Source organism: Burkholderia sp. Bp8963 (assembly GCF_003854275.1).
In the GTDB taxonomy this organism is placed as follows: domain Bacteria; phylum Pseudomonadota; class Gammaproteobacteria; order Burkholderiales; family Burkholderiaceae; genus Burkholderia.
The window spans coordinates 78408-93787 of sequence record NZ_QTQP01000008.1; the positions used below are offsets into that span (position 1 = coordinate 78408).

The following is a 15380-nucleotide window of genomic DNA, read 5'->3' on the forward strand; positions in this document are numbered from 1 at the left end:
CGCTGATGCCGGCGCGCGCCGGCGCGCCGCGCCGCGACGATACCGTCCGCAACTGGCTGGAACAGACGGTCGGCGCGGTGGACTTCCTCGCGCACGTCGATCGCGAGCTGCGCTTTCTCTACGTGTCCGATGCCAGCCTGCGCTTCATCGGCTATCACCGCGACTATCTGCACACGCTGACGCTGCGCGATCTCATCGCCGAGCAGGATACCGCGGCGCTCGAAGGTCTGCTTGCGCGCGCCGCGCGCTCCGGCCACGTCGAGAAGGCGACGATGTGCATCGTCAAGTCGCTGACCTACCCGCTCGACGTCGAGGTGCGGGCGGTCAAGAGCCGCCACCACGGCGTCGACGGCTTCGCGATCGCGGCATTCGACGTGTCGTCGTGGCGCGCGCTCGAGGCACGCCTGACCTACGAAATGCATCACGACCCGATGACGGGGCTCGACAACCTGTCGGCGCTCGTGCCTGCGCTGATGCGCGCGCAGCAGACCGCCGACGAGACGGGCACCTACGCGGCGCTGCTGCTGCTCGACCTCGACGATTACCAGCGGATCAACCGCGCGCTCGGCTACGACGCCGGCGACGCGCTGCTGCGCGAGACCGCGCAGCGGCTGCAGGCGCTGATGGCGCCGGACCACCAGCTCGCGCGGGTCGCGAGCGACAAGTTCGCGATCGTGTTCAACGCGCCGGGCCGCGCGCAGGCAAGCGACGTCGCGGGCGCACTCGGGCGCCGGCTGCAGGCGGCGGTGCGCCAGCCGTACGTGTATCACGGGCAGCCCGTGCACCTGTCCGCGAGCATCGGCATCGCGCTCTACCCGGACGAGCGCGCGGCCCCGCATCGCGCGCAGCACCACAGCCCGCTGCTGCGCCGCGCGGACCACGCACTGTCGCAGGCGAAAGCGTCGGGCGGCAACGCGCTCGCGTTTCATACGCCGGTCGACGACCCGTCCGATGCCGAACGCCTGAAGCTCGAGGCCGACCTGTACGACGGCGTGCGCAACGGCGAGTTCTCGCTGCATTTCCAGCCGATCTCGCGCAGCCAGTCGGGCGCGGTGGTCGGCGTCGAGGCGCTGATCCGCTGGAGCCACCCCGTGCACGGGCTCGTGCCGCCGGCAACCTTCATTCCGCTCGCCGAATCGATCGGCCTGATCAACTACCTCGGCAACTGGGTGCTGAAGGCCGCGTGCATGCAGCTCGTCGCGTGGGACCGCCAGGGGCTCGCGCTGCAGTACGTCGCGGTGAACGTGTCGCCGCAACAATTCCGTGATCCGCGCTTCACGCAGAGCGTGCGCGACGCGATTACACTGACCGGCATCGACCCGCGCCGCATTGTGCTCGAGATCACCGAGAGCCTGCTGATGCACGACCCGGCGCACGCGAAGGGGCTGCTCGAGGAGCTGACCGACCTCGGCATCCGCTTCGCGATCGACGATTTCGGCACCGGTTACTCGAGCCTCGCGTATCTGCAGCGCTTCCCGCTCGCGAAGCTGAAGATCGACCGCAGCTTCGTCGAGAACCTGCTGACGTCGCGCAACGACCGCGCGATCGTGTCGGCGGTCGTCGGCCTCGCGCAAACGCTCGATCTCGAACTCGTCGCCGAAGGCGTCGAGACCGAGGCGCAGCGCGAGCTTCTGACCGAGATGGGCTGCAACCATATCCAGGGCTGGCTGGTCTGCAAGGCGCTGCCGTCCGAGGAACTGGCGCGGCGCTTCGAGGCGCAGCAGTTGCGCCTGCACGCGGCCGCTTGACGTGTCGCCGCGAACCGAACGGATCCGTATGTCAATCACCGAACACCTGCCCCGGACGACGCTGCTCGACAAGCTGTGGGCCCGGATGAACGAACGGGGCGATTTCCCGCTGCTGTCGGAATCGCTGCGCGCGACGATGGCCGCGATGAAGAGCGACGACCTCGACTTCACCGCGCTCGTGCGCGTCGTACTGTCGGACTTCGCGCTGACGCAGAAGGTGCTGCGGCTCGCGAACTCCGCGATGTACATGGCGTTCGGCGGCAACATCACCACCGTGACCCGCGCACTGATGGTGCTCGGGATGGACGCGGTCGGCCACCTCGTCGTCGGCCTCAAGCTCGTCGACCACTTCCACCAGAGCACGCCGCGCAGAATCGACGCGAAGCTCGAGCTGAACCGCGCGCTGCTGTCAGGCTGCGTCGCGCGCAAGCTGACCGAGCACGTCGACCTGCGCGCCGGCGAGGAAGCGATCGTCTGCACGCTGATGCGGCAGGTCGGCAAGCTGCTCGTCGTCTGCTATCTCGACACCGAATGGGACCGGATCCGCCGGCGGGCGGCCGAGCTGCACGGCGACGAGGCCGCGGCCTGCATCGACGTGCTCGGCGTCGGGTTCGACGAGATCGGCCTCGAAGCGGCCACGCGCTGGCGGCTGCCCGAGCTGGTTCGCGCCGGCATGGCCGATGACGCCCGGCTCGTGGCGCTGATCGGCGGCGACGCGCCGCAGGACGAAGCGAACGACCCGGACGACGGCGACAACCCGGCCAGCGAGGTGCGCTGGCTGCGCGCGGTGAGCCGCTGCTCGACCGAAGTCGCGGCCGCGCTCACGATGCCGGCGAGCCCGCAGCGCGACGCGCGCATCGCGTCGGTCGCACAGCACTACGGTGCGGAGCTCGACACGTCGCCCGACGCGCTCATCCAGATCGCCGAGCAGCTCGCTCGCGAGGAGACGAGCGACACCGTGATGCGCGAGATCGTCGAACTGCGCGCGAACGCCGACGCGATCGCCCGCGCGGGCGATACCGAGGCCTGCCTCGAGGCCGGCCTCGCCGACCTGCGCGCGCTGCCGTCCGAGCATGTGCTCACGCCGGTGCTCGCGCTCGCGTCCGAAAGCCTGCTCGCGGGCCTCGCGTTCACGCGCACCGTGATGTTCGTGCGGCATGACGACGGCTCGTTCGCCGCCCGCCTCGGCTTCGGCCCCGGCGTCGACGCGGCGCTCGGCCAGCTACGCTTCGACGAGCGCTTCGAGCCGGACGTGTTCCATCTCGCGATCACCAATTCGGTCGGCATCTTCATCGAGCAGGCGCAGGACCCGAAGATGGTGAAACGCCTGCCCGCGTGGTATCTCGACGCGTTCGACGACACGCACGCGTTCGTGCTGCTGCCGGTACGGGTCGACACGTCGACGGTTGCGCTGCTGTACGGCGACTGGTCCGGCGCGCAGCGCGCGCGCAAGATCTCGCAGCAGGAAATGGGCGTGCTCAACGAGCTGGCGCGGGAATTGAGCCGGTTCTTCAAGACCTGAACTTCAAGGCCTGAAAAGCAAACCGGCCGCATCTGCGGCCGGTTTGCATCATGCGGCGAATCGGATCGCGCGCTTACTTGAGCGTGACGGGCACGCTGAAGTACTTCTTCGCGAGGTTGTCGATCGTACCGTCCGCCTTCAGCTCCTTCAGCGCCTGATCGAGCGCGGTCTTCAGCGCCGCGTCGTTCTTGCGCAGGCCGAAGCCGACGCCCGAGCCGAGGATCTCGGCATCGCTGACGGTGCCGCCTGCGTAGCCGAAGCCCTGGCCTTGCGGCTTCGACAGGAAGCCCTTCGCGCCCGCTTCCGAATCCTGGAAGGTCGCGTCGAGACGGCCCGACTTCAGGTCCGCGTACGCGAGATCCTGCGTCTGGTACGGCACGACTTCGACGCCGGCCGGCGCCCACTTCTTCTTCGCGTACGCTTCCTGGATCGTGCCCTGCAGCACGCCGACGCGCTTGCCCTTCAGCGATTGCGGGGTCGGCAGCAGGCCGCTGCCCTGCTTTGCGATCAACTGGTTCGGGATCGTGTAGATCGGATCGGTGAACGCGATCGCGTGCTTGCGCTGGTCGGTGATCGTCATGTCCGAGTTGATCGCGTCGAACTTGCGCGCCTGCAGCGCCGGGATCAGGCCGTCGAAGTCGTTCTCGACCCACACGCACTTCGTCTTCAGCTTCGCGCACACTGCGTTGCCGACGTCGATGTCGAAGCCGGTCAGCTTGCCGTCGGGCGTCTTGAATTCGAACGGCGCATACGATGCCTCGACGCCGAAGCGGATCTCCTTCAGATCCGACGCAAACGCGCTGCCCGCCGCCACGGCCACTGCCGCCACCACCGCGTGCGCGGCCACTTTTCGCCAATCCAACTTCATTAAAGGGTCCTCCTGATACGAACGGTATTTCCGGAACAACGTGCGTACGCATCATTGCAGGGCCGGAATGCCCGGACAATCGCGATGCGTCGCCGTGATGCGGCGCAACAGCCGCAAGGCCGCGATTGTACCAATCCGCGTGCGCCGTCACGGCAAAGCGGCCGGCCGGGCCGGTTGCTGCACTGCGCGCACGACGCCGCGCGCGACGCATGCGGAACTTGCAAGACGATGTCGCAAACACGCAAGGCAGGGGCGTCGCACGCACCGTCGGCGCACTGCGCGTGCGAACGTCGGCGCGTCGCTCAGACGAGCGCGGCGAGCGTCTCGCGGGTCGTATCGACGACGAGCAGCCCGGCACGCAGCCCGGGCTTCACCGACGGGTTCGGAAACACGATCCGCTCCTCGTCGTGCTGCACCGTGTAGCGGTACGCGCCGTCCTGCGCGAGCACCGTGCCGCGCGGGAATGGCGTGAAGTTCGCGACATCGGCCGCGACGAACAGCTCGAGCGCGTCGCTCTGCTTCGTGATCTGGTCGATCACGGTGAACACGCGCGGCAGTGAAGCATCGGCATCGCGCTGCGAGTGGCCGCCGCGCGGATGGCCGCCCCGCACCCCCGACACGAGCGCGCGCACTGCGCGATCGGCGGCTGCGAAGCGCGTCAGGTCGTTCTGGCCGAACGGCCGCACCTTGCCGAGCTCCAGCGTGCACGCCAGCGCGCCGCAATGCTCGGCCGTGAAGTGCGAATACGTGAACCCTTTCGCGGAGTGCAGCAGCACGGCCGCGATGCGCGCGTCGCCGAGCCATTCGATCATCGTGCGCGACGGCGGCGCGCCCGTATGCGGCAGCAGCGCGAACTGCTCGAATACCGACGCGCGGATCGCCGTATGCATGTCGATATGCCAGCGCGCGCCCGCTTCGGCCGGCGCAGCGGCGAAGAACGACGCGGCGGCCGCCTCGAGCTGCGCGGCGCGCGGCGCCTCGCGGCTGCCCGGCACCTGCGCATGACGCCCGCTGAACAGCCGGTTCAGGTCGTCGTCGAGATAGCGGTCGCCCGCGCGCATCGCCGGCGAATTGCCGAGCACGACGAACAATCGGCACGCGAGCGGCAACGCGCCCGCCGCGATATCGCGCACGAGCATCGACAGCAGCTCGATCGGTGCGGTCTCGTCGCCGTGCACGCCGGCTGACACGAGCACACTGAGGCCCGACGCGACGTTCGCCGTGCCCACCGCTTTCGGCTCGAGTGCCAGCAGCCCTTCGCCATGCCACTGCCAGCGCACCGCGCCGTCGGCACAGACGCCGTCCGTCACGGCAGGCGTCTCACCCGCGAGCGTGAACGCGAGGAAATCGTCGAGCCAGGCCGCGTCGCGCATGCGGGCCTCAGCGCTGGAAGTCATACAGCGACCCGACGCGCAGGATCTGCGTCAACTCGTCGAGCGCGGTGCGCGACTCGTCGAGCAGCACCGGATCGGCGAGGTCTTCCGGCGCGAGGCGGTCGCGGTAGTGCTTTTCGATCCACGCGTCGAGCGACGCGAACAGCGTGTCGTTGATCCACACGTTCGACGTGACGGCCGCGCGCTCCGCGTCGTTCAGCACGACGCGCAGGCGCAGGCACGCCGGGCCGCCGCCGTTCTTCATGCTTTCGCGCAGGTCGAACACGAGCACGTCGCGGATCGGGCCGCTGCCGGCCGCGAGGCTGTCGAGGTACCCGGCAACGTTCGCGTTCTCGCGGCATTCCTGCGGCACGACGAGCACTTGCGAACCGTCGGCGCGCGACAGCAGCTGGCTGTTGAACAGATACGACGTCACCGCGTCATTGACGCTCACCGCCGCATCGGGCACCTCGATCACGTTCAGGCGCGCGCCGCGCGCGTCGAGCGCCGCCGTCAGCGTGTCGTAGATCGCCTGCTTGTTGACGAATGCGCGCTCGTGCGTGAACAGCGTGTCGCGGTTGCCGACCGAGATCACGTCGTTGTGGAACACGCCCGCGTCGATCACGTCCGGATCCTGCTGCGCGTAGACCGTCGCTTCCTCGCGCAGCCCGTGGCGATGCGCGACCGCGCGGCTCGCCTCGAAGGTCTGGCGCGCCGGGAAGCGCTTCGGCTCCGGCCCGCGGCGGTATTCCGAGCGGCCGTACACGAAGAACTCGACGCCCGGCTGCCCGTATTCGGCGCAAAAGCGCGTGTGGTTTGCCGCGCCCTCGTCGCCGAGCGCGGGCGTGCCGGTCAGCGCTTCATGCACCGCGAAGTGCGCGGGATCGGCAAACAGCGTCGACAGCGTGCGGCGCGTCGCCTCGTGCTCGATCGCGCGGTGCAGCTTGCTGCACAGGTTCGCCGGCGTGAAGTGCACGCGGCCGTCGCCCGTGTCAGCCGACGGGCTGACGGTGGCCGCATTCGCGGTCCACATCGCCGATGCGGAACTCGCCGCGGCGAGCAGTTCGGGCGCCTGTTTCGCGGCCTTCGCGATCACGTCCGCGTCCTTGCCCGAGAAGCCGAGCTCGCGCAGCAGGCGCAGCGACGGGCGCTCCTGAGGCGGCAGCACGCCCTGTGCGAAACCGAGGTCGGCGAGCTGCTTCATCTTGCGCAGCCCCTGCTTCGCGGCGGCCTTCGGATTCGCTGCGGATTTTTCGTTGTTCAGCGACGCGACGTTGCCGAACGACAGCCCGGCGTAGTTGTGAGTCGGGCCGACGAGTCCGTCGAAATTGGCTTCTTGTGCGTTCATCGTCGTTCCCTCGTTCAGAAGTGCAGGCCCGGCGACAGGCTCGCGGGCAAGGTCAGTTGCGTGCTTTCCACCGACGCCATCGGGTACGCGCAGTAGTCGGCCGCGTAGTACGCGCTCGGCCGGTGATTGCCGGAGCGGCCCGTGCCGCCGAACGGCGCCGCCGACGATGCGCCGTTGGTCGGGCGGTTCCAGTTGACGATCCCCGCGCGGATCGTGCGGCGGAAGTGATCCCACACGCGCGCATCGTCGGCGATGAGGCCCGCGGACAGGCCGAACGCGGTGTCGTTCGCGCGCTCGATCGCGGCGTCGAACGTCGTGTAGCGGATGATCTGCGCGAGCGGGCCGAAGTGCTCCTCGTCGGGCAGCTCGGCGACGCCGGTCACGTCGAGGATCGACGCGTTCACGAAGCCGAGGCGTGGGTCGCGTTGCGCCATCTCGATGATCGGCTTCGCGCCCTGCGCGACGAGGCGCGCCTGCGCATCGACGAGCTTCGCGGCCGCGCGCGCCGAGATCACCGCGCCCATGAACGGCTGCGGATCGGCGTCGTAGACGTCCGCCGTGATCTTCGACGTGACGTCGGCGAGGCGTGCGACGAAGCGGTCGCCGTACGCGCCTTCCGGCACGAAGATGCGGCGCGCGCACGTGCAGCGCTGGCCCGCCGACAGGAACGCCGACTGGATCGTGTGATGCACGGCCGCGTCGAGGTCCTCGACCTCGCCGATCACGAGCGGGTTGTTGCCGCCCATCTCGAGCGCGAGCACGATCTCCGGACGGCCGCCGAACTGCTTGTGCAGCAGCGTGCCGGTATCCGAGCTGCCGGTGAAGAACAGGCCGTCGATCTGGCGATGGTTCGCGAGCGCGATCCCGGTGTCCTTCTCGCCCTGCACGAGGTTCAGCACGCCGGCCGGCAGGCCCGCGTCCTTCCACACTTCGACGGTCGCGCGCGCGACGCCCGGCGCGAGTTCGGACGGCTTGAACACGACCGTGTTGCCCGCGATCAGCGCCGGCACGATATGCCCGTTCGGCAAATGACCGGGGAAGTTGTACGGGCCGAACACCGCGACGACGCCGTGCGGACGGTGGCGCAGCACCGCGACGCCGTCGGCCATGTCCTGGCGCTTCTCGCCGGTGCGTTCCTGGTACGCCTGAATCGAGATGCCGACCTTCGCGGCCATCGACGCGACTTCGGTGCGCGCTTCCCACAGCGGCTTGCCGGTCTCGCGGCCGATCGCGGCGGCGAGCGCGTCCTTGCGCTCGTTGAGCAGCGCGGCGAAGCGTTTCGCGATTTCGCAGCGCGATTCGAAGTCGAGCGCCGACCAGCCGGCGAACGCACGGCGCGCGCTGATGACCGCGCGGTCGACGTCGGCGGCCGATGCGCTCGCGCCCTGCCACGCGATTTCGTCGGTGCCCGGGTTGCGCGATGCGAAGACGTGGCCCGAGCCTGCGACCCAGGCGCCGTCGATGAAGAGTTCCGTCATGATTCGTTTATCCCTGTTTGACTTTGAGCGGCAGCACGCGGACCGGATCGCCGGCCTTCACGTCGAGCGCGGCGGCATCGTCGGCCGACAGCACGAACGCGCCGTTCGCAACGACGCCCGGCGCGACGCCGACGCGGAAATCGCCGAGCGACGTGTTCGACACGAGCGATTTCGGCGCGCGCTCGTCTGGCACGCCCGCGTCAGGCACGCCGATCGCGACCGGCACGACGACGCTCTCGCGCACCGTGCGCAGGTCGTTGACGTGGCATTCGAGCACCGGGCCCGCATCGAAGATGTCGACGTGGTTCTGGTATCGCAGCCCTTCCGCCTCGAGCATCTTGCGCGCCGGCAGCGTGTCGCGATGCGTGAGGCCGACCGCGTCCTGCGCGTCCTGCGGCAGCAGGTCGACGTACACGGGGTAGCGCGGCATCAGTTCCGCGAGGAACGACTTGCGGCCGTGTGAGCTGAGGTAGTCCGCCGCATTGAAGTCGATCTGATAGAAGTGCGAACCGACCGCGCGCCAGAACGGCGACGTGCCGTCGTCGTCGAAGTGGCCGCGCAGCTCCGCGCAGATGCGTTCCGGAAACAGTTCGCGGAACTGCGCGATGAACATGAAGCGCGAGCGCGACAGCAGGCCGCCGACGCCGCCCGTGCGGTAGCGCGGGCTCAGGAACAGCGAGCACACTTCCGCGTAGCCGGTCAGGTCGTGCGAGATGTTCAGCGCGTGCATCCGCGTCCACACGCCGAGCTCCTGGCTCGCGTGGACGACCGTGCTCACGCGGTAGTTGTAGAACGGCTGCTCGAGGCCGACCTGCGATTCGATCCCGCACACGCCCGCGATGTCGCCCGTTGCCGAGTCTTCCATCACGAAGAAGTAGCCGGCTTCCGACGGTTGCGCGTGCCCTTCGAGCGTGCGGCGCGTGCGTTCGATGCGCGCGGCGAGCGCGTCGCGGTCGGGCTTGAACGTGGTCAGGCCCGGACCGGTTTCCTTCGCGAGCGACACGAGCGCATCCACATCGCCCGTTTGTACGACCCGAACGACGATCATGCTGCGTCTCCCTTCGAATGTTCGTCATCGCGCTGGTGCAGCGGCACGCAGCGCACGACATCGCCGTCCTTCACGTCGAGCGCCGCGCGCACGTCGCCGGCGAGCGGCGCGTCCTTACCGGCATCGGCCGGCAAGTCGGCGAGCACGCAGCGGAACGCATCGCCGCTGCCGCTCGACACGAGGTACGCGACGTCGCCCTGCTGGCGCGCGGCCTCGCGCACCGTGCGTTCGGCCGCGTGCGCCACGCACGCGGTGCGATCGACCTGCTGGGTCAGCACCGGGCCCGCGTCGAAGATGTCGACGAAGCGGTCCGGCTCGAAGCCTTCCTCGAGGTGGATGTCGTATGCGAGCAGCGCGGTGGCGTTCGGCTCGCCGAGCACGCGCTGCGCGGCTTCCGGCAACAGCGGCACGTACAGCGGATAGCCGGGCATCACTTCGGCGATGAACGTGCGGCTGCGGCCGCCCGACGCGATGTCGACGTCGGCGAAGTCACGGCCGAAGAACTTGCGGCCCACCGCTTCCCAGAACGGCGACGCGCCGCTCTCGTCGCTCACGCCGAGCAGCAGCGTGAACACTTCGGGCGTGAAGCGGCGGCGGTTCGCGGCGATGTACATCATCCGTGCGCGGGAAATCAGGTGCGCGGCCGCGTCGCCACGCAGCGACGGATCGACGTAGAAGCCCGCGAGCCGGCTCTTGCCCGTCAGCTCGTGCGACATCGTCAGCGCGTGGATCTTGCGGTTCACGTGCAGTTCGCGCGACGCGTGGATCAGCGCGTCGTTGCGAAACGCGTAGAACGGCTCGGAGTAGCCGGCGGCCGCCACGATGCTGGCGGTGCCGAGCAGTTTGCCGGTTGCGGCGTCTTCCAGCACGAAGAGATAGAACTCCTCGCCGGGGAAGTCGACGTCCGCGCGAAACGAATCCTCCGAGAGCGCGACACGCGCCTCGAGCGCCGCGCGATCATGCGGCAGCGAGTGCAGGACCGGCTGCGCGGTGCGCGCCATGTGCGCGAGCGCATCGAGATCCGTGAGTTTGCCGGGGCGAACAAATAGCATCGTCGTTCCTGTCAGCGATGGGTGCACGCTTCAGCGCGCGGTGGCTTCCTGCGCGGCGACCACCTGCTCGACCGCCTTCTCGAAGCGCGCGAGGCCTTCGTCGAGCACGTCGAACGGAATCACGAGCGACGGCACGAAGCGCAGCACGTTAGGGCCTGCGATCAGCATGATCACGCCGTGCTCGGCGGCTGCGTTCACGAAGTCCTTTGCGCGGCCGTCGAATGCGGCCGTGAGTTCCGCGCCGACCAGCAGGCCCTTGCCGCGCACGTCCTTGAAGATGCCGAAGCGTGCGTTGATGCGCTCGAGCGCGCCCTTCAGTCGCACGCTGCGTTCGCGCACGCCTTCGAGCAGAGCCGGGTCGCCGATCAGTTCGACGACCTTGTCGGCGATCGCCGACGCGAGCGGGTTGCCGCCGTAGGTCGTGCCGTGCACGCCGACCTTGAAGTGGGCGGCCAGTTCCTTCGTCGTCAGCATCGCGCCGATCGGGAAGCCGTTGCCGAGCGCCTTCGCGGTCGTCAGGATATCCGGCGTGACGCCCGTGTCCATGTATGCGTAGAAGTGGCCCGTGCGGCCGACACCCGTCTGCACTTCGTCGAAGATCAGCAGTGCGCCATGCGCGTCGCATGCTTCGCGCAGCGCCTTCAGGAAGGCCGGATCGGCGGGGATCACGCCGCCTTCGCCCTGCACGGGTTCGACGATCACCGCGCAGGTTTGCGGGCCGATTGCGGCCTTCGCGGCTTCGATGTCATTGAACGGCAGGTGCTTGATGCCTTCGGGCACCGGGCCGAAGCCTTCCGAGTATTTCGGCTGGCCGCCGACGCTGACCGTGAAGAACGTGCGGCCGTGGAACGACTGCACGAACGAGATGATTTCGTATTTGTCGGCGCCGTGGCGTTCGAACGCGACGCGGCGGGCGAGCTTCAGCGCGGCTTCGTTCGCTTCCGCGCCCGAGTTCGCGAAGAACGCGCGGTCGGCGAAGGTCAGCGATTCGAGGCGCTTGGCGAGACGCAGCACCGGTTCATTCGTGTAGCCGTTGCCGATGTGCCAGAGCTTGCGGCTTTGCTCGTCGAGCACCTTCAGCAGTTCCGGGTGGCCGTGGCCCAGCGACGTCACGGCGATGCCGCACGCGAAATCCACGTACTCGCGACCGGCCGTGTCCCACACACGGGAGCCCTCGCCGCGGTCCGGCACGAACGGCGCGGGGGAAAACACCGGCACCATCACTTCGTCGAAAGTCTGGCGGTTCACGGTCAGGTTCGTCATGGTGGTTCCTTCCTTTCGGTTGAGGTCTTGAAACAATAGGTTCAAGTTTAGGTAAGGGGCGGGGAAGCGTCTTGCGCAATTGCGACGGGTTCTGTCGGGATGCCTCGGGCGGTTTTTTTTTGCCTCCGGCGGGGGGCTTCGGGTTCGGGGCTTCAGTTTGCTCAGCTTTTTCCCTCTGTGTGGCTGGGGTTTTGCTCGGTCCCGATTTCTTATCGGTCTATTTGTGTCGCCCCTCCCCGGGGCAGGGGGAGGGGCGACACAAATAGACCGACAAGATCACAGGTACTTCACGCCCGCCGCCGCCGGACCACCAAAAAAATGCCCCCAGGCCCCCTCATCCCTTACTTGTTCTCGCGCTCGACGAGCGCCCCCGCCCGTGGCTCGGCGGCACCCCCAGTCTGCTTCTCGAGCCAAGCACGCCGATCCTCACGAGGCGTCACCCCGAACCTCTCGCGGTACGCATTGGAAAAGTGCGCAGCAGAAGAAAACCCACAGGCGAGACTGACCTGAACGACCGACTTGCTGGTCCGCTGCAACTGCGTCCTTGCCTTGAGCAACCGCAAATTGAGGTAATACTTCGACGGCATCGCCCCAAGATACTGCCGAAACAGCCGCTCGAGCTGCCGGCGAGACACGCCGACCAACCCGGCGATCTCATCGGTCGTCAACGGATCCTCGATATTCGCTTCCATCAGCAGCAGCGCATCGTTCAAACGAGGATGCCGCTCGCCGGGCGCGGTGACAAAAGGAATCCGCTGCCGCTCCTCGCCACTGCGCAGCGTGCCCGCACCGAGCGCATCCGCAATCCGCTCCGCCAGGTCGGGCCCATGCTCCCGACCGATCATCGCCAGCATGAAATCAACCGTCGTCTGCCCGCCCGCACACGTGGCCCGATCCCGGTCGATCTCGAAGATCTGCTGCGTGACGATCGAACGCTCGAACTGCTCGGCAAACTGCTGGTACGTCTCCCAGTTCACGCTCACGCGATAACCGGACAACTGCCCGGCCATCGCCAGCCACCACACGCCATGGTGGATGCCCGTCACGACCGGCGTGCGCTGCCCGACGCGCGCAAGGCTCGCCAGGAACAGCCGGTAGTCGGCAAACTGCTGGAACCGCTCGGAAACGACGATCAGCCAGTCGCACGCAACCGCGTCGTTGAACGCCGCATCCGCATGCCATTGCGCGCCGCCGGCGAGCGGCACCGGCCGCCCGTCCCACGAACACACCTGCCAGCGGTACAGCAGCCGGCCATCGATCTCGTTGGCAAGACTCAACGCATCGACGATCGGACCCACGCCCGACATCGACACGGGCGGCAAAGCAACGATCACCACCTGCGTCGTGCGGGTGGCGCCTGCGGGACGGGACACCGGTACCACGGATGCGACCTGCCGCGCCGCGTTACTTGAGGCTGCCGGACAGGAACTGCTTCAGGCGCTCGCTCTGCGGGCGCACCAGCACCTCCGCCGGATTGCCCTGCTCCTCGGTCCGCCCCTGGTGCAGGAACATCACGTGGTTCGACACGTTGCGCGCGAAGCCCATCTCGTGCGTGACGACGATCATCGTGCGGCCCTCCTCGGCGAGCTTCTGCATCACCTTCAGCACTTCGCCGACGAGCTCCGGATCCAGCGCCGAGGTCGGCTCGTCGAACAGCATCACGTCCGGATGCATCGCCAGCGCCCGCGCGATCGCGACGCGCTGCTGCTGACCGCCCGACAGGTGCGACGGATATTGCTTCTCGACCCGCGGCGGCAGCCCGACCTTCTCCAGATACTCGCGCGCACGATCCTCGGCTTCCTTCTTCGAGATGCCAAGCACGTGCACCGGCGCTTCCATCACGTTCTCGAGCACGTTCATGTGCGCCCACAGATTGAAGTGCTGGAACACCATCGCAAGCTTCGTGCGGATCCGCTGCAGCTGCTTGTGGTCGGCAACCTCGAGCGCGCCGCTCTTGTCGGTCTTCGTGCGCACGGCCTCGCCGTCGACGACGATCTGCCCCGCATTCGGCCGCTCGAGAAAATTGATGCAGCGCAGGAACGTGCTCTTGCCCGAGCCGCTCGCGCCGATGATGCTGATGACGTCGCCGGCCTTCGCGTTCAGCGACACGCCCTTCAGCACCTCGTTGTCACCATAGCGCTTGTGAATGTCGACCGCCGCAAGCTTGCAGGCAGCGCCCGTTTGAGTGATCTCGGCCAACTGGCTCTCCTCGAAGTGAAATCAATGACGGCCGGCCGCGAGATACGCGAGCCAGTGGCGCTCTGCACGGCGAAATGCCGCGACGAGTGCGAACGATACCGCAAGATAGATCAGCGCAGCGATCCCGAACGACTGGAACGCCATGTACGTCGCCGAATTCGCGTCACGCGCGACTTTCAGGATGTCCGGCACGGTCGCCGTGAACGCAACCGTCGTCGCGTGCAGCATCAGGATCACCTCGTTGCTGTAAAGCGGCAACGCACGGCGCAGCGCCGACGGCAGGATCACGCGGCGATACATCGTGAACGGCGTCATCCCGTAAGCGCGCGCCGCCTCGACCTCGCCGTGCGGAATCGCGCGGATCGCGCCGGCGAAGATCTCGGTCGTGTACGCGCAGGTGTTCAGCGCAAACGCGAGAATCGCGCAGTTGAAGCCGCTCCTGAAGAACGCGTCGAGCAGCGAATGCGAGCGCACGAATTCCAGGCTGTACATGCCCGTATAGAGCAGCAGAAGCTGCACGTAAAGCGGCGTGCCGCGGAACACGTACGTGTAGAAGCGCACCGGCATCGATACCCACTTCTTCTTCGACACCCGCGCGACCGCGAGCGGCACCGCGCACACGAAGCCGAACGAAATCGACGCAACGAGCAGCCACAGCGTGACCGCAAGGCCTGACAGGCGCTGGCCGTCCCAGTAAAGGAACGCCTGGCCGAATTCCTGGAGAATCTCGATCATAGTTCTGCGTGGCGCACGCCCGTGGAATAACGTTTCTCGAGCTGCATCAGCACGAGGTTGGAAACGGTCGTGATCGCGAGATAGATCAGCGCCGCGACGAGGATGAAGAAGAACATGTTGAACGTGCTCTTGCCTGCGTCCTGCGCCGCCTTCACGACGTCGGCGAGGCCGATGATCGACACGAGCGCGGTCGCCTTCACGAGCACCTGCCAGTTGTTGCCGATGCCCGGCAGCGCGAAGCGCATCATCTGCGGGAACATGATCCGCACGAACACCCGCAGCCCGCTCATCCCGTACGCCGCACCGGCCTCGAGCTGGCCGCGCGGCACCGACAGGAACGCACCGCGGAACGTCTCGGTGAAATACGCGCCGTAGATGAAGCCGAGCGTCAGCACGCCGGCGACGAACGGGTCGATGTCGATCTGATCCCAGCCGACCAGGTCGGTGAACTGGTTCAGCCAGATCTGCATGCTGTAGAACAGCAGCAGCATCAGGACGAGATCGGGCACCGAGCGGATCAGCGTCGTATAACCGGTCGCGATCGAACGCAGAAACCGGTTGTGCGACAGCTTCGCCACCGCGCCGATCAGCCCCAGCGCCACCGCAGTGGCGAGCGACAGCACCGACAGCTCGATCGTCTGCACGGTGCCGGCCCAGAGGACGGGACCAAAGCCGTAAAGAAACACGCGCGTCTCCAGAGTTGGAATGAAAGCCGGCGCGCATGCGTGTCCTGCGCCGGGCTGACG

13 protein-coding genes are annotated in these 15380 nt (G+C 67.6%); 2 read left to right on the plus strand and 11 right to left on the minus strand.

The features are described from left to right. Positions 1 to 5: 5 nt before the first annotated feature. Positions 6 to 1748, plus strand: a complete 1743-nt coding sequence (cdpA, locus tag DID96_RS08955) for a cyclic di-GMP phosphodiesterase CdpA (protein ID WP_221624578.1) — start codon at positions 6 to 8, stop codon at positions 1746 to 1748. A 28-nt stretch (positions 1749 to 1776) separates the two neighbouring features. Next, positions 1777 to 3270, plus strand: a complete 1494-nt coding sequence (locus DID96_RS08960; RefSeq protein ID WP_124599002.1) for an HDOD domain-containing protein — start codon at positions 1777 to 1779, stop codon at positions 3268 to 3270. Between the two features lie 73 nt (positions 3271 to 3343). On the opposite strand, the gene DID96_RS08965 is transcribed toward DID96_RS08960, so the two are convergent. The 11 genes from DID96_RS08965 to DID96_RS09015 all read right to left on the minus strand — a co-directional run bounded on the left by DID96_RS08965 (position 3344) and on the right by DID96_RS09015 (position 15320). Then, a complete protein-coding gene (locus DID96_RS08965; RefSeq protein WP_124599003.1) occupies positions 3344 to 4138 on the minus strand; it encodes an ABC transporter substrate-binding protein in 795 nt (264 codons plus the stop codon). A 302-nt stretch (positions 4139 to 4440) separates the two neighbouring features. Then, positions 4441 to 5511, minus strand: a complete 1071-nt coding sequence (gene astE / locus DID96_RS08970; protein WP_185732209.1) for a succinylglutamate desuccinylase — start codon at positions 5509 to 5511, stop codon at positions 4441 to 4443. Between the two features lie 7 nt (positions 5512 to 5518). After that, positions 5519 to 6859, minus strand: coding sequence for an N-succinylarginine dihydrolase (gene astB, locus DID96_RS08975; protein ID WP_124599005.1), 1341 nt, complete (start codon positions 6857 to 6859; stop codon positions 5519 to 5521). Between the two features lie 14 nt (positions 6860 to 6873). After that, positions 6874 to 8337 (minus strand): succinylglutamate-semialdehyde dehydrogenase, encoded by a 1464-nt coding sequence (gene astD / locus DID96_RS08980; protein WP_124599006.1) that lies wholly within the window; start codon positions 8335 to 8337, stop codon positions 6874 to 6876. 7 nt (positions 8338 to 8344) lie between these two features. Further along, entirely contained in the window at positions 8345 to 9385 is a 1041-nt protein-coding gene (gene astA, locus DID96_RS08985) for an arginine N-succinyltransferase (protein WP_124599007.1), read from the minus strand. Continuing rightward, positions 9382 to 10437 (minus strand): arginine/ornithine succinyltransferase subunit alpha, encoded by a 1056-nt coding sequence (aruF, locus tag DID96_RS08990; protein WP_124599008.1) that lies wholly within the window; start codon positions 10435 to 10437, stop codon positions 9382 to 9384. The genes astA and aruF overlap by 4 nt, the downstream gene beginning before the upstream one ends. Before the next feature lie 30 nt (positions 10438 to 10467). After that, positions 10468 to 11700 carry an aspartate aminotransferase family protein gene (locus DID96_RS08995; protein ID WP_124599009.1) on the minus strand — a complete coding sequence of 411 codons (1233 nt, stop codon included), beginning with the start codon at positions 11698 to 11700 and terminating at the stop codon, positions 10468 to 10470. 341 nt (positions 11701 to 12041) lie between these two features. Continuing rightward, a complete protein-coding gene (locus DID96_RS09000) occupies positions 12042 to 13082 on the minus strand; it encodes a GlxA family transcriptional regulator (protein ID WP_124599010.1) in 1041 nt (346 codons plus the stop codon). Between the two features lie 22 nt (positions 13083 to 13104). Then, the gene (locus DID96_RS09005; protein WP_124599011.1) at positions 13105 to 13899 is read right to left on the minus strand and encodes an ABC transporter ATP-binding protein; all 795 of its coding nucleotides are present in this window, start codon (positions 13897 to 13899) and stop codon (positions 13105 to 13107) included. A 21-nt stretch (positions 13900 to 13920) separates the two neighbouring features. Continuing rightward, positions 13921 to 14634, minus strand: coding sequence for an ABC transporter permease (locus DID96_RS09010; RefSeq protein ID WP_124599012.1), 714 nt, complete (start codon positions 14632 to 14634; stop codon positions 13921 to 13923). Continuing rightward, the gene (locus DID96_RS09015) at positions 14631 to 15320 is read right to left on the minus strand and encodes an ABC transporter permease (protein WP_124599013.1); all 690 of its coding nucleotides are present in this window, start codon (positions 15318 to 15320) and stop codon (positions 14631 to 14633) included. Before DID96_RS09015 ends, DID96_RS09010 begins: the two co-directional genes overlap by 4 nt. Positions 15321 to 15380: the final 60 nt, after the last annotated feature.

What these genes read in the sequence shown, in the direction of transcription:
- cdpA (WP_221624578.1), top strand. Translation starts at nt 6, where the DNA reads ATGCCGGCGCGCGCCGGCGCGCCGCGCCGCGACGATACCGTCCGCAAC.
- DID96_RS08960 (WP_124599002.1), top strand. Translation starts at nt 1,777, where the DNA reads ATGTCAATCACCGAACACCTGCCCCGGACGACGCTGCTCGACAAGCTG.
- DID96_RS08965 (WP_124599003.1), bottom strand. Translation starts at nt 4,138, where the DNA reads ATGAAGTTGGATTGGCGAAAAGTGGCCGCGCACGCGGTGGTGGCGGCA.
- astE (WP_185732209.1), bottom strand. Translation starts at nt 5,511, where the DNA reads ATGCGCGACGCGGCCTGGCTCGACGATTTCCTCGCGTTCACGCTCGCG.
- astB (WP_124599005.1), bottom strand. Translation starts at nt 6,859, where the DNA reads ATGAACGCACAAGAAGCCAATTTCGACGGACTCGTCGGCCCGACTCAC.
- astD (WP_124599006.1), bottom strand. Translation starts at nt 8,337, where the DNA reads ATGACGGAACTCTTCATCGACGGCGCCTGGGTCGCAGGCTCGGGCCAC.
- astA (WP_124599007.1), bottom strand. Translation starts at nt 9,385, where the DNA reads ATGATCGTCGTTCGGGTCGTACAAACGGGCGATGTGGATGCGCTCGTG.
- aruF (WP_124599008.1), bottom strand. Translation starts at nt 10,437, where the DNA reads ATGCTATTTGTTCGCCCCGGCAAACTCACGGATCTCGATGCGCTCGCG.
- DID96_RS08995 (WP_124599009.1), bottom strand. Translation starts at nt 11,700, where the DNA reads ATGACGAACCTGACCGTGAACCGCCAGACTTTCGACGAAGTGATGGTG.
- DID96_RS09010 (WP_124599012.1), bottom strand. Translation starts at nt 14,634, where the DNA reads ATGATCGAGATTCTCCAGGAATTCGGCCAGGCGTTCCTTTACTGGGAC.